We start from the raw sequence: 20,643 nt of genomic DNA, 5'->3' as shown, positions 1-20,643 counted from the left end.
TTTTCCAATTTCGTCGCCGAGCGTATAGGCTCGCCGCGACAGTGACCAATGACCGCTTAGAGATGCTCAACAGTCTGGATCTTGAAGGCCGCCCTGAAGACACACGGATCGTCGTTGCCATGTCCGGCGGCGTCGACTCGTCGGTGACGGCTGCGCTGTTGAAGTCGCAGGGCTACGACGTGGTCGGGATCACGCTGCAGCTCTACGACCATGGCGCGGCAACCCATCGCAAGGGCGCCTGCTGTGCCGGCCGCGACATCCACGACGCGCGCAACGTCGCCGAGCGGATCGGCATCCCGCATTACGTGCTCGACTATGAAAGCCGCTTCAAGCAATCGGTGATCGACAATTTCGCCGACAGCTACGCGCTCGGCGAGACGCCGGTGCCGTGCATCGAGTGCAATCGTTCGGTCAAGTTCCGCGATCTGCTCGCGACCGCGCGCGAGCTCGGCGCGCAGGCGCTGGCCACCGGACATTATGTCGCCTCGCGCCGCTTGGCCGACGGATCGCGCTCGCTGGTCTGCGCGGCAGATGCCGATCGCGACCAGAGCTATTTCCTGTTTGCGACCACGCGCGAGCAGCTCGACTTCCTGCGCTTCCCGCTTGGCGACATGACCAAGCCGCAGACCCGCGAGCTGGCGCGGCGCTTCGAGCTCGAGGTCGCCGACAAGCAGGACAGCCAGGACATCTGCTTCGTGCCGACCGGCCGCTACACCGACATCATCGGACGGCTGAAGCCGAACGCGATCGCGCCGGGCGACATCGTCGATCTCGCCGGCAACGTCGTCGGCCAGCACCAGGGCATCGTTCATTTCACCGTCGGCCAGCGCAAGGGCCTCGGCATCGCCTCCGGTCATCCGCTCTATGTGGTCAAGCTCGATGCGGCGACGCGCCGTGTCGTGGTCGGTGCGCGTGAGGCGCTGCGGATGGATCGCATTGCGCTACGCGACGTCAACTGGATCGGCGATGGCGCGCTCGATCGAGTGATCGGCGAGGGTATCGAGATCTATGTGCGCGTGCGTTCGACGCGCGCGCCGCAGCCGGCGTGGTTGCGCGCCGTCGATGGCGGATACGAGGTCGAACTGGTCGCCGGCGAGGAAGGCGTCTCGCCCGGCCAGGCCTGCGTGTTCTACGATGCGCCGTCCGGGCAGGCGCGTGTGCTCGGCGGCGGCTTCATCAGGAGCGCGACCGCAAGCCGCGCGGCGCGAGGCGTGTTGCGCGATACAGTGGTGCCGCTCGCGGAAGCAGTTCGCGGATAGAGATAGAGGCGTCGGGGCAGGGGAATGGCTGGGGACATCGACCGCGAGGGGGTCGAAAAGGCGTATGGCCGCTGGGCACCGATCTACGATCTCGTGTTCGGCAAGGTGTTCGATCAGGGCCGTCAGTCGACCATCGCGGAGGCCGACCGGATTGGCGGACGCGTGCTCGACGTCGGCGTCGGCACCGGATTGTCACTGTCGGAATATGCGCGCACGACGAGACTGTACGGCGTCGATATTTCCGAACCGATGCTGCGACGGGCGCTGAAGCGCGTGCGTGTGCTGGGCCTTTCCAATGTCGAGACGCTGGCGGTGATGGACGCCAAGAACCTCGCATTCCCGGATTCGTTCTTCGACGCGGTGGTCGCGCAATATGTCATCACCGCGGTGCCGGATCCCGAGGCGACGCTCGACGATTTCATCCGCGTACTGAAGCCGGGCGGTGAACTGATCCTGGTCAACCATATCGGTGCCGAGAGCGGTCCGCGTCGCATCTTCGAGCTCGCCTTCGCGCCGCTGGCCCGGCGGCTCGGCTGGCGTCCGGAATTTCCATGGGAGCGGCTGACCAATTGGGCGGCGAAGCATGGCGGCGTCAGTCTCGCGGAACGCCGGCCGATGCCGCCGATGGGGCATTTCTCGCTGATCCGCTTCCGCAAATCGTGAGGTTGCGGCCGTTTTGACCGGGAACATCGGCGCGTCGTGCTGGTTTTCTCATCATGAGGATCAATCGAACGCTCGCTTTGTCCTGTGCCCTGATGTTGGCGCCCGTTGTTGCCGCGGCGCAGGCGCCGCCGACATCAGCCACGCCGCCGGCACAGACCGCGCCGCCGGCGCCACAGCGCGCCGCCGCGAATTGCGCGCCGCAGCAGCCTTCGCATCCCGGTGTTGCGGCGCCGGAGGGAACCACGACCGGGCAGGGGACCTCATCGCTGGGCGACAAGCTCGCCAAATCCGATGGCGTGCTGTGTCCGCCGGCCGGCGTCGATCCCGACATGCGTGCGCCGACCCCGCAAGGCGGCAACACGCCGGTGATTCCACCGCCCGGCAGCCCTGGCGCCGACCCCTCGGTCAGGCCGAAATAGCCTCTGGCTGCAATAGTTTGCGGCCCCGCCCGCCTTTGCTTGACAGGTGCGTGTGCCACTCTTTATATGCGCCGCGTTCGCAGCAGTGGCTTACATGCCGCCGATCGCGGACCCATGGCGGGGTAGCTCAGCTGGTTAGAGCACGGGAATCATAATCCTGGGGTCGGGGGTTCAAGTCCCTCTCCCGCTACCATGTATAACCCACTATCGCGGTGGGCCTGGGGAAAAGCGTTCCCGCCGATTAGCGCGGCGAGCTTGCCTTTCACCTCGATCTCAAACCCTTCCCGTGGTCCCTTCGGGTGGACTGTGACGCTGTGCACAAGCGCGCGAAAGTCGTTTATTAGGGAACCGCGGTCGTCCTTCGCCTCGGTGTGGCTGGCCATTATCTCCGCAAGTGCGTTGACCGTGCTGATGTAGCGGTCCAGGGTCACCGGATGGAGCGCGACGGGGACTGGAGCTTCTTCGAGTGCGGCCAGTTCGGACTCGACGCGCAATCGTTCTTCCTTCAGTTCCGCGATCCGTTGCTTGGCGTCCTTCTCGGAAATTACGTAATTGATCACGAGATCAATGTTGCGCTGGCGCTCGCCTTCGATCCGATCACGTTTTGCTTCTAGTCGCGCGCGAACTGCGACCGCGTGCCCAGCAAGCCGCTCTCGTTCACTGTTGTAGTTGCGGACATAAGTCTCGATGAGCTGCGGGTCTTTCAGTTCTTCCGTCATGCCGCTGAGCACAAGTCTTTCGATGTCGCGCAGGTAGATGATCTTTCGATTCGAACAACTCCCGCTCTCGCGAACCGCCGAGCAGCGAATCCTGGTCTTTCCAGTCTTGTCACGGTCATGGACCGACATCCCCGATCCGCAACAACCGCAGCGAAGGAGACCGGAGAGGAGGTGCGGTGGCCGGCGCTTCACGTGGCTGGCCAAGTGGCTCTTCTCGGTTTTCAGAGCGTGAGCCTGCTCCCAAACGGACTGTTCGACGATCCGAAGCTGAGGCGCCTCGATGCTCTGCCACTCATCGCGAGGGTTCGGGCGAGACAGCCGCTTGCCGGTGTCTGGATCCTTGACCATCCGGACTTTGTTCCAAACGATCCGCCCGACGTAGAGTTCGTTCAAGATGAGCCCAGCACCACGTTCGGCGTTCCCATTGATCGTCGACGCGTTCCATAGCCGGCCTCGCGGCGGACGAACGTTTTCTCGGTTGAGATCGTGTGCGATGTCCCGCGGCGTTCGTCCCCCGGCATAGGCCGTGAAAATTCGTCGGACGATCGCAGCTTCGTCTTCGACGATTTCGAGTTCGCCGGCTTTGCCGGGAATAGCTCGATATCCGTAGGCGCGTCCGCCGGCGTGTCGACCGTCGCGTATCACACCGGCCATACCGCGACGGACCTTCTTCGCTCCGTCTTCGCGCTGCATCTGTCCAACGAGGCCGCGAATTCCAATCAAGATCGAATCCGCGGTGCCATCATGAACGGCTTGGATTTGGATGCCCTGGAAAGATAGCCTTTTGTGGATGCCGGCCAAGTCTTCCATATCACGAGAAAGCCGATCCAACGCCTCCACAATGACGACGGAAAAACGTTGTTGGCGAGCCGCATCCATAAGCTGCATCAAGCCATCGCGACCGAATACAGAGGCTCCAGAACGAGCTTTGTCCTCGAAGATCGCAACGACGTCGAGCTGATTACGGGCCGCATAGGCCCTACACAGAGCAATCTGATCTTCAGTCGATTTTTCGTTTTGAAGCTCGGTCGAGAACCGAGCATAAACTGCTGCGGACTTCATCTTGAACACCACCGCTGATGCGTTTCTCGCTGGCGGCGTCAATATGAGTTTTTATCAGCCGCTCATTCTCGAAGACATGATCGCGCCTCGCATCGGCGATTGCAAGAGCTTCAACGAATTTGACTAAGGCACGATCTATTCCAGGTGAGTTTACCCACGGTGGCGCATGTTCCTTTGCTTTCGCACGCTTCATAACGCCACGATGCTGCAAGCGGTTCAAGAAGGGTAGGTTTCTTAGACATCGATCGCAGAATTGGATATGATCGAAAGAAAAATCGATAGATTCTCGGGAGCGTAGAGATCTGAGCAGTCGTTCTGCTCTCGCAGATGACAGGCTCGGCAATTCCCGCAGCACGCCGTCATGAGCAGCGCGGAACGAGTAGCTTCGTTGATTCCGCTGCTTTGTCTTTTGAGTCCGATCGCATTCTTGCATTTTGGCCGAGTCTTTTCTTGTGCGGTCCGTGGTCATTTGTTGAAACCGTAGCCGTTGCGCACGCGCGCACCAGCCGAGTGGCTGGTTCTCCTTCAGGCTGACGTTATCGAACGCTGCGAGGATGATGCTCTTCGATTTGCCCTTGAGCTCGTTCTGCAGGATCTAGAAGTCGGTCGTGCCGTCGGCCGCCATTGGTTTTTTACGCTGAAATGCCACTGGAAGAACTCTACGCACAGTTCGAATCGTTCCGAACCTGCGAATCCGTCGGGCTCCTTGCGGTCGGGAAAGGTCTGGAAAGCATGCGCCATCCAACCCAGCGAGATGTCGGAGAGGCGGGTTTCACTTTCGGGATAACTACCGCCGACATCGGAGTGATTTCCTGCGAACCACATTCCACAGCCAATCCGGTTGCTTGAAATCCGCGCAAGGGCGCCCCACACATTCAGCGCGAGAGCAGGCCTTTGTCGGGGCACTTGCTGCGCCGTTGTCGGCATTGAGACCCAATGCCAGAAACCTGACATACGCGCGCTACGAAGTGCCTGCTGAGCCTGCGAACTCATCTCGGCACGCGATTTGCTCTGTTCACGGCATCATCACCAATCGCGGTGCGATGATCTTCGGGACGGACACGGCGCGCGTCGCTGTTCGCGTTTGGTCCGTTCCGACGGCTTGCTGTGGCATGACTTGGCGCTCGGTAGTGGACCGAGAAAATGCAGGGAAGGATTGGATGCGATCTAGAGTTCTTCTTTTGGGAGCCAGCGAAACTGCCACCGGAAAAGTGCGACTGGTCCGGAGGCTATATTGGCGTGCAAGTTGGTGACGGGTGCTTCGAGCCTCCTTCACCAATCCCTACGGTCAGTCGATCTTTGGCGATGCCGGCAGGTTCGATGTCATGCGGCGGCACAGCCCGCACCTGCCGTTCGGCTAGGGGCCGCTTTTCCGCCTGAGCGTGCGCTGGGTGCCTGGAATTGCGATGAGCCTTCTTCGCGCTACTCGTGCGGATGGGAGATCGGGTACGGACCAACGCCGCGGAGGCTGTCGTCTACCTGCCGTCTAATGCATTCGCTGCCTGCAGCTCCTATCGGTCACCTTCCGTCCTTTCATCGCTTAGAGAGTGATTTGCCACCATGTCCGAACAATCCTTGCCGACGCTGCCGATGTGGCGAGTCGATCACATCGAGCCTTCGCCGGAGATGTTGGCGCTACGCGCCAACGGTCCGATCCACCGCGTGCGCTTCCCGTCCGGACACGAAGGCTGGTGGGTGACAGGTTACGACGAGGCAAAGGCGGCGCTGTCGGACGCGGCGTTCCGGCCCGCGGGAATGCCGCCGGCGGCATTCACCCCGGATTCGGTGATTCTCGGTTCGCAGGGGTGGCTGGTCTCGCACGAGGGAGGCGAGCATGCCCGGTTACGCACAATCGTGGCGCCGGCCTTCAGTGACGGCAGGGTGAAGCTGCTTGGGCAGCAGGTTGAGGCGATCGCCGCGCGGCTGTTCGAGACGCTGGCGGCCCAGTCCCAGCCCGCCGACCTGCGGCGCCATCTGTCCTTTCCGCTTCCGACCATGGTCATCAGCGCGCTGATGGGCGTGCTCTACGAGGATCACGCCTTTTTCGCCGAACTGTCCAACGAAGTGATGACGCACCAGCATGAAAGCGGACCGCGCAGCGCGTCGCGCGAGGCCTGGGAAGAACTGCGCCTCTACATGCGCGGCAAGATGCGCGACAAGCGCCAGGCTCCGGGCGACAACCTGCTGACGGATCTGCTCGCGGCGGTCGACCAGGGCAAGGCGACCGAGGAAGAGGCGGTCGGCCTTGCGGCGGGTATGCTGGTGGCGGGGCACGAGAGCACCGTCGCGCAGATCGAATTCGGCCTGCTGGCCATGTTCCGCCATCCGCAACAGCGCAAACGCCTGGTCGGCGATCCATCCCTGGTGGACAAGGCGGTGGAGGAAATCCTGCGCATGTACCCGCCGGGCGCCGGCTGGGACGGAATCATGCGCTATCCGAAAACCGATGTGACCATCGCGGGCATAAATATTCCCGCAGAGAGCAAGGTGCTGGTCGGGCTGCCGGCGACGTCGTTTGACGCACGCCATTTCGACGCCCCGGAAACCTTCGACATCGGACGCGACGAAAATCCTCACCTGGCGTTTTCTTACGGACCGCACCACTGCATCGGCGCAGCGCTGGCGAGACTCGAACTCAAGGTGGTGTTCGGTTCGATCTTCCAGCGGTTTCCTGCGTTGCGCCTGGCCGTGGCGCCCGAAGAACTGAAGTTGCGCAAGGACATCATCACTGGTGGGTTCGAGGCGTTTCCGGTGCTCTGGTGATGCGCGGGACGCCGCCGGCTATCGCGATCTTCTCTGCAATTTATCGGCGCGCGCTCCCGTCAGACCAGCCAGCCAATAGGTAACCAAAATGGACGTGCAAGCAGCCACGGCAGTATGTCGGGACGCCTTCGCCGAACTGGCGTCGCCAGCGTGCCTTCACGACCCGTATCCGTTCATGCGGTGGTTGCGCGAGCACGATCCGGTGCATCGCCCAGCGGCGGGCCTCTTTCTGTTGAGCCGCCACGCCGACATCCTCTGGGCGCTCACGGCCACGGGCGATGCGTTTCGGGGACCAGCGCCGGGCGAACTGGCGCGCTATTTTCCGCGTGCAGCCGCCAGCCTGTCGCTCAATCTACTGGCGTCCACGCTAGCGATGAAGAACCCACCGGCGCACACGCGTCTGCGCCGGCTGATCTCGCGCGATTTCACCATGCGCCAGATTGACGACCTGCGGCCGACCATCGCGCGCATCGTCGCTGCGCGCCTCGACGGCATGGCGCCCGCACTGGAGCGCGGGGAGGCCGTGGACCTGCATCGGGAATTCGCGCTGGCCTTGCCCATGCTGGTCTTCGCCGAACTGTTTGGCATGCCCCAGGACGACATGTTCGGGCTCGCCGCCGGCATCGGCGCCATTCTGGAAGGCCTCAGCCCACACGCCAGCGATCCCCAGCTCGCCGCGGCGGACGCGGCCAGTGCCAGAGTGAAGGCCTATTTCGGCGGTCTCATACAGCGCAAGCGCACCAATCCCCGCTTCGACATCGTGTCGATGCTGGTCGGCGCACACGACGATGATGCCGACACGCTATCGGATGCGGAGTTGATCAGCATGTTGTGGGGTATGCTGTTGGGCGGCTTCACCACCACTGCTGCGACCATCGACCACGCAGTCCTGGCGATGCTGGCGCATCCCCAACAGCGGCACTGGCTGCAGCGAGACGCCGCGGGGGTGAAGGCATTCGTCGAAGAAGTCCTGCGCTGCGACGCGCCCGCGATGTTCAGCTCCATTCCGCGTATCGCACAGCGCGACATCGAACTGGGCGGCGTGGTGATCCCGAAAAACTCGGACGTGCGCGTGCTGATCGCGTCCGGCAATCGCGACCCGGACGCCTTCGCCGATCCCGATCGCTTCGACCCGGCGCGGTTCTACGGCACCAGTCCAGGCATGTCGATCGACGGGAAGATCATGCTGAGCTTCGGCCATGGCATTCATTTCTGCCTTGGTGCGCAACTGGCCCGGGTGCAGTTGGCCGAGAGCCTGCCGCGGATCCTGGCCCGCTTCCCCACGCTGGCATTGGCCGGGCAGCCGACCCGGGAGCCCTCCGCATTCCTTCGGACGTTCCGCGCGCTACCGGTTCGGCTGCATGCGCTAGGGAGCTGAGATGCGCGTCGTGGTCGACCAGGATCTGTGCGGAACCAGCGGGCAGTGCGTGCTGACGCTGCCGAGCACCTTTCGCCAGCGCGAATCGGACGGCGTGGCCGAAGTTTGCGTGGCGACGGTCCCGCAGGCGCTGCACGCTGCCGTGAGGCTGGCGGCGAGCCAGTGCCCAGTCGCCGCCATTCGGGTCATCGAAAGCGACGCTGGCGATGACGAGCGCGGAAGCGCCGGCCCTCCGCCTGCTACACTGGAGGCCGAGCGGCATGCCGCAAGAGACCAACGCCACCCAGGAGGGTACGATGGGACGGTTTGAAGACAAGGTGGCCGTGGTGACCGGTGCCGGAGCCGGCATCGGCAAGGCATGCGCCCTCGCTATAGCGCGCGAGGGAGGCAGGGTGGTGGTCGCCGACATTGATGGCTCGGCGGCTATCGCCAGCACCGCGCAAATTGCATCCGAGGCAGACCGCGCGCTGGCCTCGGCCACAGACATCGCCGATGCGCAGGCGGTGGCTGCGCTATTCGAAACGGCGGAGCGGCACTTCGGTGGGGTCGACCTGCTGGTGAACAACGCGAGCGCCATGCATCTGACTCCGCGCGATCGCGCGATCCTCGACCTGGACCTGGCGGTCTGGGACCAGACAATGGCGACCAATCTGCGCGGTACGTTGCTCTGCTGCCGGCAGGCCATCCCACGGATGATCGCCCGCGGTGGTGGCGCGATCGTTAACATGTCGTCGTGCCAGGGGCTCAGCGGTGACACCGCACAGACGTCCTACGCCGCGTCGAAGGCGGCGATGAACATGCTGTCCGCCTCGCTCGCCACCCAGTACGGTCATGCGCAGATCCGCTGCAACGCGGTTGCGCCGGGTCTCATCATGACCGATCGTCTGCTCGCCAAGCTGGACGAGTGCACGCAATGGCATCTGCGCCGGCACCAGCTCCTGCCGCGCGTCGGCCGCCCCGAAGACGTGGCCTCGCTGGTGGCGTTCCTGCTCTCCGACGATGCTGCGTTCATTACTGGCCAGGTCGTGTGCATCGACGGCGGCATGATGGCGCATGTGCCGACGTACGCCGATGGTGGCAACAGCCGCGCCGCGCGTCCTTCCGGCAAGACCGCCGAAGCGGACGCGTCGCGGGGCTGCTGATGGACATGCTGCTCAACCCGCTGAACCGTCGGCATCGGCTGCGGCACGACATCCCCGTCGTGCCGGGTGCTTTCCCCTTGGTCGGACATCTTCCCGCCGTCGTCTGCGACCTGCCGTGCCTGCTGCGGCGCGCGGAACGGACTCTGGGCAGCCACTTCTGGCTGGATTTCGGCCCTGCCGGACATCTGATGACCAGTCTGGATCCGGACGCTCTCGCACTGCTCCGGCACAAGGACGTGTCCTCGGCGCTGATCGAAGACATCGCGCCCGAATTGTTTGGCGGAACGTTGGTTGCCCAGGACGGCATCGCGCACCGGCAGGCGCGCGATGCGATCCAGGTGTCGCTTCTGCCCAAGGGGCTGACCCAGGCCGGCATCGGCGAGCTGTTCGCGCCCGTCATCCGGGCGCGCGTGCAGAGGTGGCGCGACCACGGCGACGTAACCATCCTGCGCGAAACCGGCGATCTGATGCTCAAGCTCATCTTCAGTCTCATGGGAATCCCCGCGCAGGACCTGCCGGGATGGCGTCGCAAGTACCGGCAACTGCTGCAGCTGATCGTCGCGCCCCCGGTCGACCTGCCCGGACTGCCATTGCGGCGCGGTCGCGCCGCCCGCGACTGGATCGATGCGCGGTTGCGCGAGTTCGTCCGCGCCGCGCGTGAACATGCCTCGCGCACCGGCTTGATCAACGACATGGTGAGCGCCTTCGATCGCAGCGACGATGCGCTTTCCGATGACGTCCTGGTCGCCAATATCCGCTTGCTGCTGCTTGGTGGGCACGAAACCACCGCCTCGACGATGGCCTGGATGGTGATCGAGCTGGCTCGGCAGCCTGGGCTGTGGGACGCCCTGGTCGAGGAGGCGCAACGCGTGGGCGCGGTGCCGACCCGGCACGCGGATCTGGCGCAGTGTCCGGTTGCCGAGGCGCTGTTCCGCGAGACGCTGCGCGTGCATCCGGCGACGCCGCTCCTGGTGCGTCGTGCAGTGCGTGACTTGCAACTCGGCCAACGGCGCATTCCCGCGGGCACCGATCTGTGCGTCCCGCTGCTGCATTTCTCGACCTCGGCGCTGCTGCACGAGGCGCCTGATCAGTTTCGGCTGGCGCGGTGGCTGCAACGCACCGAGCCGATCGGGTCGATGGACATGCTTCAATTCGGTACCGGTCCACACGTCTGTATGGGCTACCACCTGGCATGGCTGGAACTGGTGCAGTTCTGCATCGCCTTGGCGCTGACCATGCACGAGGCCGGGGTGCGGCCGCGGTTGCTGAGCGACGCCGAAAAAGGCCGGCGCTATTACCCGACCGCGCATCCGTCCATGACTATCCGCATCGGATTCTCATGAGCTGGCATCGCATGCGCATGTGGCGCGGCAGCGACGCCGGCGATGCGCGGCAATGCTGCACTCGGCGCGCTCACGGTGCGACGCCGACAACACCGCGGCGCCCCGCCGCTCGCCGTGGTGGCCTCCTGTCAGGTACGAGCATATGAACAACTTGCAGGCCGATACTACGCCACAGGACGACAGGACCGGTGCTTCTTCGCTCGGCGGATTGGGCGGACAGGCGCGCGGCGCATCCGGCGGGCTGCTGCCCGAGATCTGGATGCAGGAGGGCGCAAAGCGGGTCGAAAAGGTGCTGGAGCGCCTTCTCTTCGTCGAACATGACGGTGAGACCGAGCTGATGGCGGCGATGCGCTACGCCACCTTGTATGGCGGGAAGCGTACCCGTGCCTTGCTCTGTTTGGCTGCCGGCGCACTGTCCGATACGCCGGCGCACATGCTCGACGACGTCGGCGCTGCCATCGAGATGATGCATGCTTGTACCCTGGTCCACGACGATCTGCCTGCGATGGATGACGATGTGCTTCGCCGCGGCCTTCCGACCGTGCACGTCAAGTACGGCGAAGCTATTGCGATCCTGGTCGGCGACGCGCTGCAGGCGCACGCCTTTCTGACCCTGGCGAGCCTGGATGCGCCAGGCGACTACCGTATAGCGCTGGTGCGCGAACTGGCGCTGGCGGTGTCCGCAGAGGGTGCCGCAGGCGGGCAGGCCATCGATCTGTCGCTGGTTGGAAAGCACGTGGAGCTGGACAGGATCGTGGCGATGTACCGGATGAAGAGCGGAGCGCTAGTGCGCGCATCCGTTCGCATGGGCGCGATATGCGCCATCGCGGACGATGCCGCGCACGCTGCGCTGTACTGTGCGCTCGATCGCTACAGCGTCTGTTTCGGCCTGGCGTTGCAGGTGATCGACGACATTCTCGACGTGACAGCAGATACCGCGACGCTGGGCAAGACCGCCGGCAAGGACGCGGCGGCGCAGAAGCCGACCTGCGCGTCGATCATGGGGCTGCAGGCGGCGCGCCAGTTCGCGCTGGATCTGTTGCGCGATGCGGGGGAAGCCATCGCGCCGCTGGGGCCGGCCGCAGAACGGTTGGCGCACATCCTGCAGCGGGCCAACGCGTATCTGTTCAAGCACGCGCCATGCGCATGAGCGTGCCCGTCCGCTTGGAGACGCTCCTTTGCCGCTGCGATCGGTCGGCGGCCGCGGTGCGTGCATGCTGCACTAATGTGCGAAGTGCCCGGCGCCGATCGCAGAGGTTGCCGCTGCGCGCTGTGCGCAAGCCTATGCGGCGGGCCCGCGCCAGCATCGGGGCGGTCGGCGCGCCAGAGCAGGGCGGTCGTCCGGCACTGCCCATACGACAGCTTGCGGCGACATGATCGACGTCTGCCCATCCGTCTGCAGAAGGAGCATCCCGCGTGAACGCGCTCTCCGAACAGATCCTCTCCGAATTGCGTCGCCTGCTGAGCGAGATGAGCGATGGCGGCAGCGTCGGTCCGTCCGTCTACGACACGGCGCGAGCTCTGCGGTTCCATGGCAACGTCACCGGTCGGCAGGATGCATACGCGTGGCTCATGGCGCAGCAACAGGCCGATGGCGGATGGGGAAGCGCGGACTTCCCGCTGTTCCGCCATGCGCCTACGTGGGCGGCATTGCTGGCATTGCAGCGGGCCTATCCTCTTGCCGGCGCTGCCGACGCAGTCCAAGCTGCAACCCGGTTCCTCCAGCGCCAGCCCGATCCCTACGCGCATGCGGTCCCGGAAGACGCGCCGATCGCCGCGGAGCTGATCCTGCCGCAGTGTTGCGGCGAGGCCGTATCCTTGCTAGGCGGCATGGCGTTTCCGCGCCACCCGGCGCTGTTGCCGTTGCGGCAAGCGCGCCTGGTCAAGCTGGCGGCGGTGACGACGTTGCCGAGCGGCCATCCGTTGCTGCACTCCTGGGAAGCCTGGGGGACGTCGCCGACCACCGCACTCCCGGATGAGGACGGCAGCATCGGCATCAGTCCGGCGGCCACCGCCGCGTGGCGCGCGCACGCCGTGACACAGAGGAGCACGCCGCAGGTCGGGCGCGCCGACGCGTATTTGCAGACGGCATCGCGGGCGACGCGCAGCGGCATCGAAGGGGTCGTTCCCAACGTCTGGCCGATCAATGTGTTCGAGCCATGCTGGTCGCTGTACACCCTGCATCTGGCCGGGCTGTTCGCGCATCCCGCGCTCGCCGAGGTTGTGCGCGTGATCGTAGCGCAGCTTGACGCGCGTCTGAGCGGGCGCGGTCTGGGCCCGGCCTTGCACTTCGCGGCGGATGCGGACGACACCGCGGTTGCGTTGTGCGTCCTGCGCCTTGCTGGCCGTGACCCGGCGGTCGATGCGTTGCGCCATTTCGAAATCGGCGAGCTGTTCGCCACCTTCCCCGGCGAGCGCAACGCCTCGGTGTCGACCAACATCCATGCCCTGCATGCCTTGCGGCTGTTGGGAAAGCCCGCCGCCGGCACCAGCGCCTACGTCGAGGCCAATCGCAACCCGCAAGGTCTATGGGACAACGAAAAATGGCACGTTTCGTGGCTGTATCCCACTGCGCATGCGCTCGCTGCGCTGGCGCAAGGCAAACCGCAGTGGCGCGACGAGCGCACGCTGGCGGCGCTACTACAGGCGCAGCGCGAGGACGGCGGCTGGGGCGCCGGTCGCGCGTCCACATTCGAGGAAACCGCCTATGCGCTGTTCGCGTTGCGCGTGATGGACGGGAGCGAAGAGCCGACAGGGCGCTGGCGCATCGCGCAGGCGGTCGCACGTGCGCTGGACTGGATGCTCGCCCGCCATGCGCCGCATGCATTGCCGCAAACGCCGCTGTGGATCGGCAAGGAACTGTATTGCCCCACCCGGGTCGTGCGTGTGGCCGAACTCGCCGGGTTGTGGCTGGCGCTTCGTTGGGAGCGGCGGGTCCTGGCCGAGGGAGCAGGAGCGGCGCCATGATCCAGCCCGAACGCGCGCTGCAGCGGGTGCTGCAGTGGGGGCGTTCCCTGACCGGGTTCGCCGACGAGCATGCCATGGAAGCCGTCAGGGGCGGCCAGTACATCCTGCAGCGCATCCACCCGAGCCTGCGCGAAATCAGCGCCCGAACCGGCCGCGATCTGCAGGACGAAACGCTGATCGTGGCGTTCTATCGCGAATTGGCGCTGCTGTTCTGGCTCGACGATTGCAACGACCTTGGCCTGATCGCGCCGGACCAACTCGCCGCGGTGGAGCAGGCGCTGGGACAGGGCGAGCCGTGCGCGCTCCCCGGATTCGAGGGCTGCGCTGTGCTGCGCGCTTCGCTGGCTGCGCTTGCCTACGATCGTCGCGACTATGCTCAGCTTCTCGACGATACCCGGCGCTACTGCGCGGCGCTGCGCGCCGGACAGGCGCGGACGGCAGACGCGGAACGCTGGTCCTATGCCGAGTACCTGCACAACGGCATCGATTCGATCGCCTACACGAACGTGTTCTGTTGCCTGTCGTTGCTGTGGGGGCTGGACATGGCGACCTTGCGCGCGCGTCCGGCGTTTCGCCAGGTCCTGCGGCTCATCTCCGCGATAGGGCGCCTGCAGAATGATCTGCATGGACGGAACAAGGACAGGTTGGCCGGCGAGGCCGGCAACGCGGCGATCCTGCTGCTGCAGCGCTATCCGGCTATGCCTGCCGTGGAGTTCCTTAACGACGAGCTGGCCGGCCATACGCGCATGTTGTATCGGCTGATGGCGGAAGAACGCTTTCCCGCGCCGTGGGGAGCGTTGATCGAGGCCATGGCGGCCATCCACGCCCAGTACTACCAGACCTCGACCAGCCGCTACCGCAGCGACGCCGCGGGAGGAGGCTAGCGTGCGCCGGCTTGAACGCGCGGGCGGCGATGGCGTGCACGCACTGCCGTCGGTCCGATCCGGCGCAACGCCGTCGCCCGATGCGACCGACGGAGCGAACATGAGCGACACGGCGCCCTGAGCCGGCGTAAGGACGGCCATCTGGACCTCGTGCTGGGTCAGCAAACGGCGCCGGCCACGGTTGCAAGAACTGCGAGCGACTGATCGAACACGATGCGGTGATCGCGCTGTTCAACAAAGTGGTGGAGATCGCCACTGACCGGGGCTGGTTGTCGGCGAACATTTCAGTGTGGATCGCACGTTGATCTAGGCTTGGGCCGGGCAAGAGTTTCAAGAAGGACGGCGATGACGAGGGCGGCAGCGACTTCCGCGGACAATCGCGCAGCAACCGCGCGCACGTGTCCACGAGCGATCCGGATGCGCGGCTGTATCGCAGGCAGCATCGGACACGCGCTCCGCTCACTTCTGAGCAATTCGATGGCGGCACGATGGCGCGAGCCGCAAGCGGTCGCTTAGTTTTTACAAATTTGGAATCTAGTTATGTGGGGGATGGAGAAAATGCCGCACGTGCCTCTCGATGCGCCGCAGTCCCCAAGCGACAACTACGTTCGAATTGACTGAGCACAGTTGCGGAAACATGGCGTTCTGACGGGCCCTGACGTCGACGATCACGCAGTCTGCGTCTACCAGCGCGCAATATGAACCCGGCTAACGACACCCACTTTGGAATAGTCGGCGAGAATAATGCGCTTGCGCGCATGATCAAACGTCGCTCACGCTGTCTCTATTTCGTCGGGATGTAGCTCATCGCACCAGCGGTCGCATCGAAAACCGAACGGAGGGACCATCGCGAAATCCGCTCGGTAGCGAGCTATCTCATTGACGGTATTCGCCCCGAGCGTTGCGGGCGGATCGTCTGTCCCACCCAGGATCAACCCCTGTTTCCGCGCTGCGTGCAATCGCCCGCGGAAGTCAAGCACTTGGCGGCATTCAGAGAGTTGGTGACGACAATAAGCCCTTCCATCTGAGCTGAGCGTTGGGCCAGGGTAGTTGTCGTGCTTCCCGCGTCGAAAGGATCGTCTGACCGGCCTCGACCATTGCTGCCGCTGCCCTGGCAATCGCTCTTTTCTCGCGACTACGTACGGCAGTGCGCAATTGGCAGGGAGCCTCCTTGTCCTTGGCAACCGGAACGACTCCGCCGCGGACCCGGCGGAGTTCTCCGCTTTCTTTCGTTTCCATGAGGTCGCGGCGTATCGTTTCGAGCGACACTCCAAAATCTTCCGTCAGCCGATCAACGCTTAGCGTGCCGAACGTTGCCAACATCGATCGAATGTGACGCCGTCGTTCCTCTTGTCACATAGATGCTCCCCAGTATCTTAGCAGTTTCTATCGTCGGCTTCGGGCCATAGCGCGACACGACAATAGGCTCGATGCGTCCAACCGACATGATGCTGGCGCCCATCCTTCCACGTAACTGACCGACTCAGCCGCGCTTCTATCGTTTCTAGAGCAAGGGCAGAACTTCGGCGTGAAGTTCTGCCGTGCTTGCAGCGATGACCCGCTTGCCGGAGGTGATCGTGAGCGGCTTGCCCTCCCAGTCGGTGACAATGCCGCCGGCTTCTTCGATCACCGGCACCAGCGCCATGAAATCGTAAGGCTCCATCCGCGTCTCGATGACGAGGTCGATGTGTCCCGATGCAAGCAATCCATAATTATAGCAATCGCCGCCGAAGCGACACATCCGGGCAGTTTGGCTGATGCCCAGGATTTGATCGCGTTCTGATTCTGCAAAATAGAGGGGCGACGTGGTGTAGAAGTTCGCGTCGGCGAGGCGTCGGCAGTCGCGAACTTGGCATTTTGTGCGAAGGCCGCTCGAGTTGACAAACCAGCTACCCAGGCCGGTTGCGCCCGTCCAGCGTTCCCGCAATGCGGGCATCTCGACGACGCCAATCTGTGAACGCCCTTGGATAGCGAGCGCGACCAGCGTTCCCCAAAGCGGAGACCCGGAAATGAAGCTGCGCGTGCCATCTATGGGATCGACCACCCACGTAGGCGAATCGAGATCACCCTCGATCCCGTATTCTTCACCGAAAATCGCATGCTCTGGAAATCGAGCGGAAATCGCCTTTCTGATGGCTTCCTCGACACGCCGATCTGCCTCCGTAACGGGGCTCTCGTCATCCTTCGTGTTGATGTCTATCGGCCGTCGAAACCATTCGGTGGCGTGAGAACCTGCGCTGCCAGCGATCTCGAACGCGAAATCGACCAAATCAGACATCGAGTCTGCACCATCCATGCTGGCAACCTCCTGAGCATTGCAGATCCAGCTTAAGGCACAAAAACACATATTGCCATATCGCTTTTGAACCGTGGCTTCGGTTGCCACGCAGCAACCCAAAAATAAAAAAAAACTATCCCGATTATTGCTCGCATCTCTAACCGGACGGCCACTCCGGCCTATCATGCGGTAATTGATATTGGCTTCGACAGAGAAATGCTTTTGGCTTCATCGGGCAATTACCAACCGCTGGAAGAATGTGCCGACACCTCCTGGAGGCGCCAAAACCCACATTGGTCCGATAGTCAGCTCCGCATCTCTTCGCGCATGCATGCGCGCCTTACCGAATGGAGCAGCAAGGCTCGGGGCTAGACGTAATACCAGCGCGTTATAAGCGTCGCTCGGTGCTTAGCGGCACGTTCAATCCGAAGAAAATCGACCGCTCAGCATCAAACGATGCATTTTGCATCAACAAAAGAATACCGCTTTCCCGGACTGGCTGAAAAAGAGATTGCCTTGGACTCGCTCGTCTCTGCTTTCTCTGAGACTATTGATCGTTCGCCGATGCTGCCTGCGAGGGGAATGCGGATGACTTGCAATGGCCCGTTTGACCGATCTCGAAGTCGCGCCGCGCCGCTGACATCGTGTCGAACGGTGTGTTGTTGACGCAGCGAACGTGTGCCGGCGCGTATCACGGATACTGATCGGCCACCCTTCCCCTAGTTCAAATCTGCCGGCAGCTCGCATGAGCCGCGCTGTAACCCACTGGATGGGCGCCCGCGCGAACGCTTCGTGCTGCCTTCCTCACCCCGTCACGTCCAACGTTTGAGGCAATTCCAATGACTACCAGCCATGATCAGGTCAAATTCGCCTACTGGGTTCCAAATGTTTCCGGTGGCCTTGTAATCAGCAAGATCGAACAGCGAACCGGATGGGACATCGACTATAACCGCCGCCTGGCGCAGATCGCGGAGCAGTCTGGCTTCGATTATGCGCTGAGCCAGATCCGCTTCACCGCCGGTTATGGCGCCGAGTTCCAGCATGAGCCGGTCGCCTTCAGCCATGCTTTGCTCGCCGCGACCACGAAGCTGAAGGTGATCGCAGCGCTGCTGCCCGGACCGTGGAATCCGGCGGTCGCGGCCAAGCAGATCGCCACCATCAGCCAGCTCACCGAAGGCCGCGTCGCCGTCAACATCGTCAGCGGCTGGTTTCGCGGCGAGTTCACCGCGATCGGCGAGCCCTGGCTCGATCACGACGAGCGCTATCGCCGCTCCGAAGAGTTCATCCGCGCGCTGCGCGGAATCTGGACCCAGGACAATTTCACCTTCCGCGGCGATTTCTACCGGTTCTCCGACTACACGCTGAAGCCGAAGCCGGCGCATCCATTGCCCGAGATCTTCCAGGGCGGCAGCTCGCGTGCCGCGCGCGACATGGCCGCGCGGGTGTCGGACTGGTACTTCACCAACGGCAATTCGGTGGCGGAGATCAAGAAGCAGGTCGACGACATCAGGGCGAAGGCGCGCGCCAACAATCATTCGGTCAAGATCGGCGTCAACGCCTTCGCGATCGCGCGCGACACCGAGGCCGAGGCGCGCGCCGTGCTTGACGAGATCATCGTCAAGGCCGATCCGGAGGCGGTCAACGCGTTCGGGCATGAGGTGAAGAATGCCGGCAAGGCCTCGCCGGAAGGTCAGGGCAATTGGGCGCAATCCAGCTTCGAGGATCTCGTCCAGTACAATGACGGCTTCAAGACCAATCTGATCGGCTCGCCGGAACAGATCGCCGAGCGCATCGTCGCACTGAAGGAGGTCGGGGTCGATCTCGTGCTGCTCGGCTTCCTGCACTTCCAGGAGGAGGTCGAGTATTTTGGCCGCCGCGTCATTCCGTTGGTCCGTGCGCTGGAGGCGAAGACCGCCGTGCACGCCCAGGCGGCCGAGTGACGGGGAGTCGCGCGGCGTGACGGCGATAGCGACAGATGCCGGCGTTCTTGCGCTGGAGGCGGCTCCGGCGCAAGGCAGGGCGCTTGCAGCGGCGACGACCGATACTCCCGATCGGCGGCTTGCGCAGACCGCAGATCGCGCGGCACGGCCGGTGCTGGCCTTGAGCGATATCGCGCTGACATTCGGCGGTGTCGCCGCGCTGCGCGACATCGACCTTGCGGTCGCACCGGGTGAAATCCGGGCCGTCATCGGGCCCAATGGCGCCGGCAAGAGCTCGCTGCTCAACGTCATCAGCGGGCTCTACCGGCCCGACCGCGGCCGGGTCTGGCTCGGCGAACGCGCCTTCGCCCAGGTGCCGACGGCGCGATTGGCGGCGCACGGCGTGGCGCGCACATTCCAGAACCTCGCGATCTTCAAGGGGCTGTCGGTGTTCGACAATGTCCTGATGGGGCTCGCGCATCGTGTCCGCGCCGGCTTTCTGCGCCAGATCATCGGCTCGCCGCTGGCGCGCCGGATCGAGGCGGAGAATCGCGCTGCCGCCGAAGACGTCATCGGGTTCCTGCATCTCGGCGACGTCCGCGAGCGCGCTGCCGGGAGCTTGCCTTATGGCTTGCAGAAGCGGGTCGAACTGGCCAGGGCGCTGGTGGCGCGGCCGACGCTGCTGCTGCTGGACGAGCCGTTCGCCGGCGTCACGTCGAGCGAGAAGCTCGAGCTGTCGCAGCACGTCCGCAACGCGCGCGACAGTTATGGCGCCACCATCGTTCTGATCGAGCACGACATCGGCGTGGTGATGGGCCTCTCCGATCGGATCGCGGTGCTCGACAACGGCAGCAAGATCGCCGACGGCACGCCCGACGAGGTGAGGGCCGACCAGGCGGTGATCGACGCCTATCTCGGCGTCACGCATCAGGACGTCACGGAGCTCGCGGTCTGATGTTCGATTATCAGTTTCTGATCGAGGTTTTGGTCGGCGGCCTGCTGTCGGGGGTGATGTACTCGCTGGTCGCGATCGGCTTCGTGCTGATCTACAAGACCTCGGGCGTGCTCAATTTCGCGCAGGGCGCGATGCTGCTGTTTGCGGCGCTGACCTTCGTCAGCCTGGTCGAGCGCAGCAGCTCGTTTCCGGTCGCGTTCGTCATCACGCTCGCGATCATGGTCGTGCTCGGCGTCAGCGTTGAGCGCGCGGTGCTGCGGCCGCTGGTCAACCAGCCGCCGACCACGCTGTTCATGGCGACGCTCGGGCTGTCCTATGTGATCGAGGGTGCGGCGCAGCTGCTGTGGGGCACCCAGGTCCACGGCCTCGACATCGGGATCAGCGACGTGCCGCTCGACATCGCCGGGGTCTTCATCAGCCGGTTCGACCTGTTCGCCGCGGCGGTCGCGGGCAGCCTGGTGGCGCTGTTCGCGCTGTTCTTCCGCTACACCCGCACCGGGCTGTCGTTCCGCGCGGTCGCCGATGATCCGTTCGCGGCGCTGGCCGTCGGCCTGCGGCTGCCGCGGGTCTGGGCCAGTGTATGGACAGCCTCCGGTATTGTCGCGCTGGTGGCGGGCCTGCTGTGGGGCGCGCGGCTCGGTGTGCAGTTCTCGCTGTCGCTGGTGGTGTTGAAGGCGCTGCCGGTGCTGGTGCTCGGCGGCTTCGATTCGATCGCCGGTGCGATCATCGGCGGACTTCTGATCGGCGCCATCGAGAAGCTCTCCGAAGTCTATGTCGGGCGGCTGTTCGGCGGCGGCATCGAGGCCTGGGCGGCCTATGTCGTGGCGCTGGTGCTGCTGCTGGTGCGGCCGTCGGGGCTGTTCGGGCAGAAGCTGGTCGAAAGGGTCTAGGC

Annotated in this window: 19 protein-coding genes, 1 tRNA gene and 2 pseudogenes; 17 read left to right on the top strand and 5 right to left on the bottom strand. The window is 64.1% G+C overall.

The window, feature by feature from the left end; translation table 11 throughout:
* The first annotated feature begins 62 nt into the window (after nucleotides 1-62).
* From mnmA to CK489_RS42825, 5 genes are all read left to right on the top strand, one after another.
* Nucleotides 63-1,259 (top strand): tRNA 2-thiouridine(34) synthase MnmA, encoded by a 1,197-nt coding sequence (mnmA, locus tag CK489_RS39810; RefSeq protein WP_095736134.1) that lies wholly within the window; start codon nucleotides 63-65, stop codon nucleotides 1,257-1,259.
* A 24-nt stretch (nucleotides 1,260-1,283) separates the two neighbouring features.
* Nucleotides 1,284-1,922 (top strand): class I SAM-dependent methyltransferase, encoded by a 639-nt coding sequence (locus CK489_RS39805; RefSeq protein WP_095736133.1) that lies wholly within the window; start codon nucleotides 1,284-1,286, stop codon nucleotides 1,920-1,922.
* A 53-nt stretch (nucleotides 1,923-1,975) separates the two neighbouring features.
* A complete protein-coding gene (locus tag CK489_RS39800; protein ID WP_198961136.1) occupies nucleotides 1,976-2,341 on the top strand; it encodes a hypothetical protein in 366 nt (121 codons plus the stop codon).
* 116 nt (nucleotides 2,342-2,457) lie between these two features.
* Nucleotides 2,458-2,534, top strand: a tRNA-Met gene (locus CK489_RS39795).
* A 241-nt stretch (nucleotides 2,535-2,775) separates the two neighbouring features.
* A complete protein-coding gene (locus CK489_RS42825) occupies nucleotides 2,776-2,955 on the top strand; it encodes a hypothetical protein (protein WP_050627309.1) in 180 nt (59 codons plus the stop codon).
* A gap of 168 nt (nucleotides 2,956-3,123) precedes the next feature.
* Here CK489_RS42825 and CK489_RS42820 read toward each other — a convergent pair.
* From CK489_RS42820 to CK489_RS43005, 3 genes and pseudogenes are all read right to left on the bottom strand, one after another.
* A pseudogene (locus tag CK489_RS42820) lies at nucleotides 3,124-4,122 on the bottom strand (recombinase family protein); the annotation flags it as partial.
* A complete protein-coding gene (locus CK489_RS41170) occupies nucleotides 4,061-4,342 on the bottom strand; it encodes a hypothetical protein (RefSeq protein ID WP_143278327.1) in 282 nt (93 codons plus the stop codon). The pseudogene CK489_RS42820 and the gene CK489_RS41170, both read right to left, overlap by 62 nt.
* A 305-nt stretch (nucleotides 4,343-4,647) precedes the next feature.
* Nucleotides 4,648-4,947 carry a phospholipase effector Tle1 domain-containing protein gene (locus CK489_RS43005; protein ID WP_095736132.1) on the bottom strand — a complete coding sequence of 100 codons (300 nt, stop codon included), beginning with the start codon at nucleotides 4,945-4,947 and terminating at the stop codon, nucleotides 4,648-4,650.
* A gap of 735 nt (nucleotides 4,948-5,682) precedes the next feature.
* Between CK489_RS43005 and CK489_RS39775 the strand changes: the two genes are divergently transcribed.
* The 9 genes and pseudogenes from CK489_RS39775 to CK489_RS42535 form a co-directional block, all read left to right on the top strand.
* A complete protein-coding gene (locus tag CK489_RS39775) occupies nucleotides 5,683-6,885 on the top strand; it encodes a cytochrome P450 (RefSeq protein WP_050627307.1) in 1,203 nt (400 codons plus the stop codon).
* An 88-nt stretch (nucleotides 6,886-6,973) separates the two neighbouring features.
* On the top strand, nucleotides 6,974-8,263 hold the full coding sequence (locus tag CK489_RS39770; RefSeq protein ID WP_095736131.1) for a cytochrome P450: 1,290 nt from the start codon (nucleotides 6,974-6,976) through the stop codon (nucleotides 8,261-8,263).
* A gap of 1 nt (nucleotide 8,264) precedes the next feature.
* Nucleotides 8,265-8,573, top strand: coding sequence for a ferredoxin (locus CK489_RS39765; RefSeq protein WP_095736130.1), 309 nt, complete (start codon nucleotides 8,265-8,267; stop codon nucleotides 8,571-8,573).
* Nucleotides 8,560-9,405, top strand: coding sequence for an SDR family oxidoreductase (locus CK489_RS39760; RefSeq protein ID WP_050402901.1), 846 nt, complete (start codon nucleotides 8,560-8,562; stop codon nucleotides 9,403-9,405). The genes CK489_RS39765 and CK489_RS39760 overlap by 14 nt, the downstream gene beginning before the upstream one ends.
* Nucleotides 9,405-10,748, top strand: coding sequence for a cytochrome P450 (locus tag CK489_RS39755; protein WP_050627304.1), 1,344 nt, complete (start codon nucleotides 9,405-9,407; stop codon nucleotides 10,746-10,748). Before CK489_RS39760 ends, CK489_RS39755 begins: the two co-directional genes overlap by 1 nt.
* A 142-nt stretch (nucleotides 10,749-10,890) precedes the next feature.
* The gene (locus tag CK489_RS39750; RefSeq protein ID WP_095736129.1) at nucleotides 10,891-11,898 is read left to right on the top strand and encodes a polyprenyl synthetase family protein; all 1,008 of its coding nucleotides are present in this window, start codon (nucleotides 10,891-10,893) and stop codon (nucleotides 11,896-11,898) included.
* A gap of 266 nt (nucleotides 11,899-12,164) precedes the next feature.
* Complete coding sequence (locus CK489_RS39745) at nucleotides 12,165-13,715, top strand: hypothetical protein (protein ID WP_095736128.1); 1,551 nt, start codon at nucleotides 12,165-12,167, stop codon at nucleotides 13,713-13,715.
* A complete protein-coding gene (locus tag CK489_RS39740) occupies nucleotides 13,712-14,599 on the top strand; it encodes a terpene synthase family protein (RefSeq protein ID WP_095736127.1) in 888 nt (295 codons plus the stop codon). The genes CK489_RS39745 and CK489_RS39740 overlap by 4 nt, the downstream gene beginning before the upstream one ends.
* A 185-nt stretch (nucleotides 14,600-14,784) precedes the next feature.
* Nucleotides 14,785-15,036 (top strand): annotated as a pseudogene (locus CK489_RS42535) (IS5/IS1182 family transposase); the annotation flags it as partial.
* A gap of 553 nt (nucleotides 15,037-15,589) precedes the next feature.
* Here CK489_RS42535 and CK489_RS43000 read toward each other — a convergent pair.
* Complete coding sequence (locus CK489_RS43000) at nucleotides 15,590-15,931, bottom strand: DeoR family transcriptional regulator (RefSeq protein ID WP_430648787.1); 342 nt, start codon at nucleotides 15,929-15,931, stop codon at nucleotides 15,590-15,592.
* A gap of 172 nt (nucleotides 15,932-16,103) precedes the next feature.
* Nucleotides 16,104-16,895 carry a histidinol-phosphatase gene (gene hisN / locus CK489_RS39725; protein ID WP_095736126.1) on the bottom strand — a complete coding sequence of 264 codons (792 nt, stop codon included), beginning with the start codon at nucleotides 16,893-16,895 and terminating at the stop codon, nucleotides 16,104-16,106.
* An 821-nt stretch (nucleotides 16,896-17,716) separates the two neighbouring features.
* On the opposite strand from hisN, the gene sfnG reads away from it, so the two are divergent.
* Genes sfnG through CK489_RS39710 form a run of 3 tightly spaced genes read left to right on the top strand, consistent with a single transcriptional unit; the run spans nucleotide 17,717 to nucleotide 20,641 of the window.
* Nucleotides 17,717-18,817 (top strand): dimethylsulfone monooxygenase SfnG, encoded by a 1,101-nt coding sequence (gene sfnG / locus CK489_RS39720; RefSeq protein WP_095736125.1) that lies wholly within the window; start codon nucleotides 17,717-17,719, stop codon nucleotides 18,815-18,817.
* Between the two features lie 25 nt (nucleotides 18,818-18,842).
* Nucleotides 18,843-19,751 carry an ABC transporter ATP-binding protein gene (locus tag CK489_RS39715; RefSeq protein ID WP_095736214.1) on the top strand — a complete coding sequence of 303 codons (909 nt, stop codon included), beginning with the start codon at nucleotides 18,843-18,845 and terminating at the stop codon, nucleotides 19,749-19,751.
* Nucleotides 19,751-20,641, top strand: a complete 891-nt coding sequence (locus CK489_RS39710; RefSeq protein ID WP_095736124.1) for a branched-chain amino acid ABC transporter permease — start codon at nucleotides 19,751-19,753, stop codon at nucleotides 20,639-20,641. The genes CK489_RS39715 and CK489_RS39710 overlap by 1 nt, the downstream gene beginning before the upstream one ends.
* Nucleotides 20,642-20,643 lie beyond the last annotated feature (2 nt).

Source organism: Bradyrhizobium sp. UFLA03-84, assembly GCF_002289535.1.
Taxonomy (GTDB): Bacteria; Pseudomonadota; Alphaproteobacteria; order Rhizobiales; family Xanthobacteraceae; genus Bradyrhizobium; species Bradyrhizobium viridifuturi.
Note: the sequence above shows the minus strand (reverse complement) of the source record. Positions and strands in the feature narration are given on the sequence as shown.

What these genes read in the sequence shown, in the direction of transcription:
- mnmA (WP_095736134.1), top strand. Translation starts at nt 63, where the DNA reads ATGCTCAACAGTCTGGATCTTGAAGGCCGCCCTGAAGACACACGGATC.
- CK489_RS39805 (WP_095736133.1), top strand. Translation starts at nt 1,284, where the DNA reads ATGGCTGGGGACATCGACCGCGAGGGGGTCGAAAAGGCGTATGGCCGC.
- CK489_RS39800 (WP_198961136.1), top strand. Translation starts at nt 1,976, where the DNA reads ATGAGGATCAATCGAACGCTCGCTTTGTCCTGTGCCCTGATGTTGGCG.
- CK489_RS42825 (WP_050627309.1), top strand. Translation starts at nt 2,776, where the DNA reads ATGGAGCGCGACGGGGACTGGAGCTTCTTCGAGTGCGGCCAGTTCGGA.
- CK489_RS43005 (WP_095736132.1), bottom strand. Translation starts at nt 4,947, where the DNA reads ATGTGGTTCGCAGGAAATCACTCCGATGTCGGCGGTAGTTATCCCGAA.
- CK489_RS39775 (WP_050627307.1), top strand. Translation starts at nt 5,683, where the DNA reads ATGTCCGAACAATCCTTGCCGACGCTGCCGATGTGGCGAGTCGATCAC.
- CK489_RS39770 (WP_095736131.1), top strand. Translation starts at nt 6,974, where the DNA reads ATGGACGTGCAAGCAGCCACGGCAGTATGTCGGGACGCCTTCGCCGAA.
- CK489_RS39765 (WP_095736130.1), top strand. Translation starts at nt 8,265, where the DNA reads ATGCGCGTCGTGGTCGACCAGGATCTGTGCGGAACCAGCGGGCAGTGC.
- CK489_RS39760 (WP_050402901.1), top strand. Translation starts at nt 8,560, where the DNA reads ATGGGACGGTTTGAAGACAAGGTGGCCGTGGTGACCGGTGCCGGAGCC.
- CK489_RS39755 (WP_050627304.1), top strand. Translation starts at nt 9,405, where the DNA reads ATGGACATGCTGCTCAACCCGCTGAACCGTCGGCATCGGCTGCGGCAC.
- CK489_RS39750 (WP_095736129.1), top strand. Translation starts at nt 10,891, where the DNA reads ATGAACAACTTGCAGGCCGATACTACGCCACAGGACGACAGGACCGGT.
- CK489_RS39740 (WP_095736127.1), top strand. Translation starts at nt 13,712, where the DNA reads ATGATCCAGCCCGAACGCGCGCTGCAGCGGGTGCTGCAGTGGGGGCGT.
- hisN (WP_095736126.1), bottom strand. Translation starts at nt 16,895, where the DNA reads ATGGATGGTGCAGACTCGATGTCTGATTTGGTCGATTTCGCGTTCGAG.
- sfnG (WP_095736125.1), top strand. Translation starts at nt 17,717, where the DNA reads ATGACTACCAGCCATGATCAGGTCAAATTCGCCTACTGGGTTCCAAAT.
- CK489_RS39710 (WP_095736124.1), top strand. Translation starts at nt 19,751, where the DNA reads ATGTTCGATTATCAGTTTCTGATCGAGGTTTTGGTCGGCGGCCTGCTG.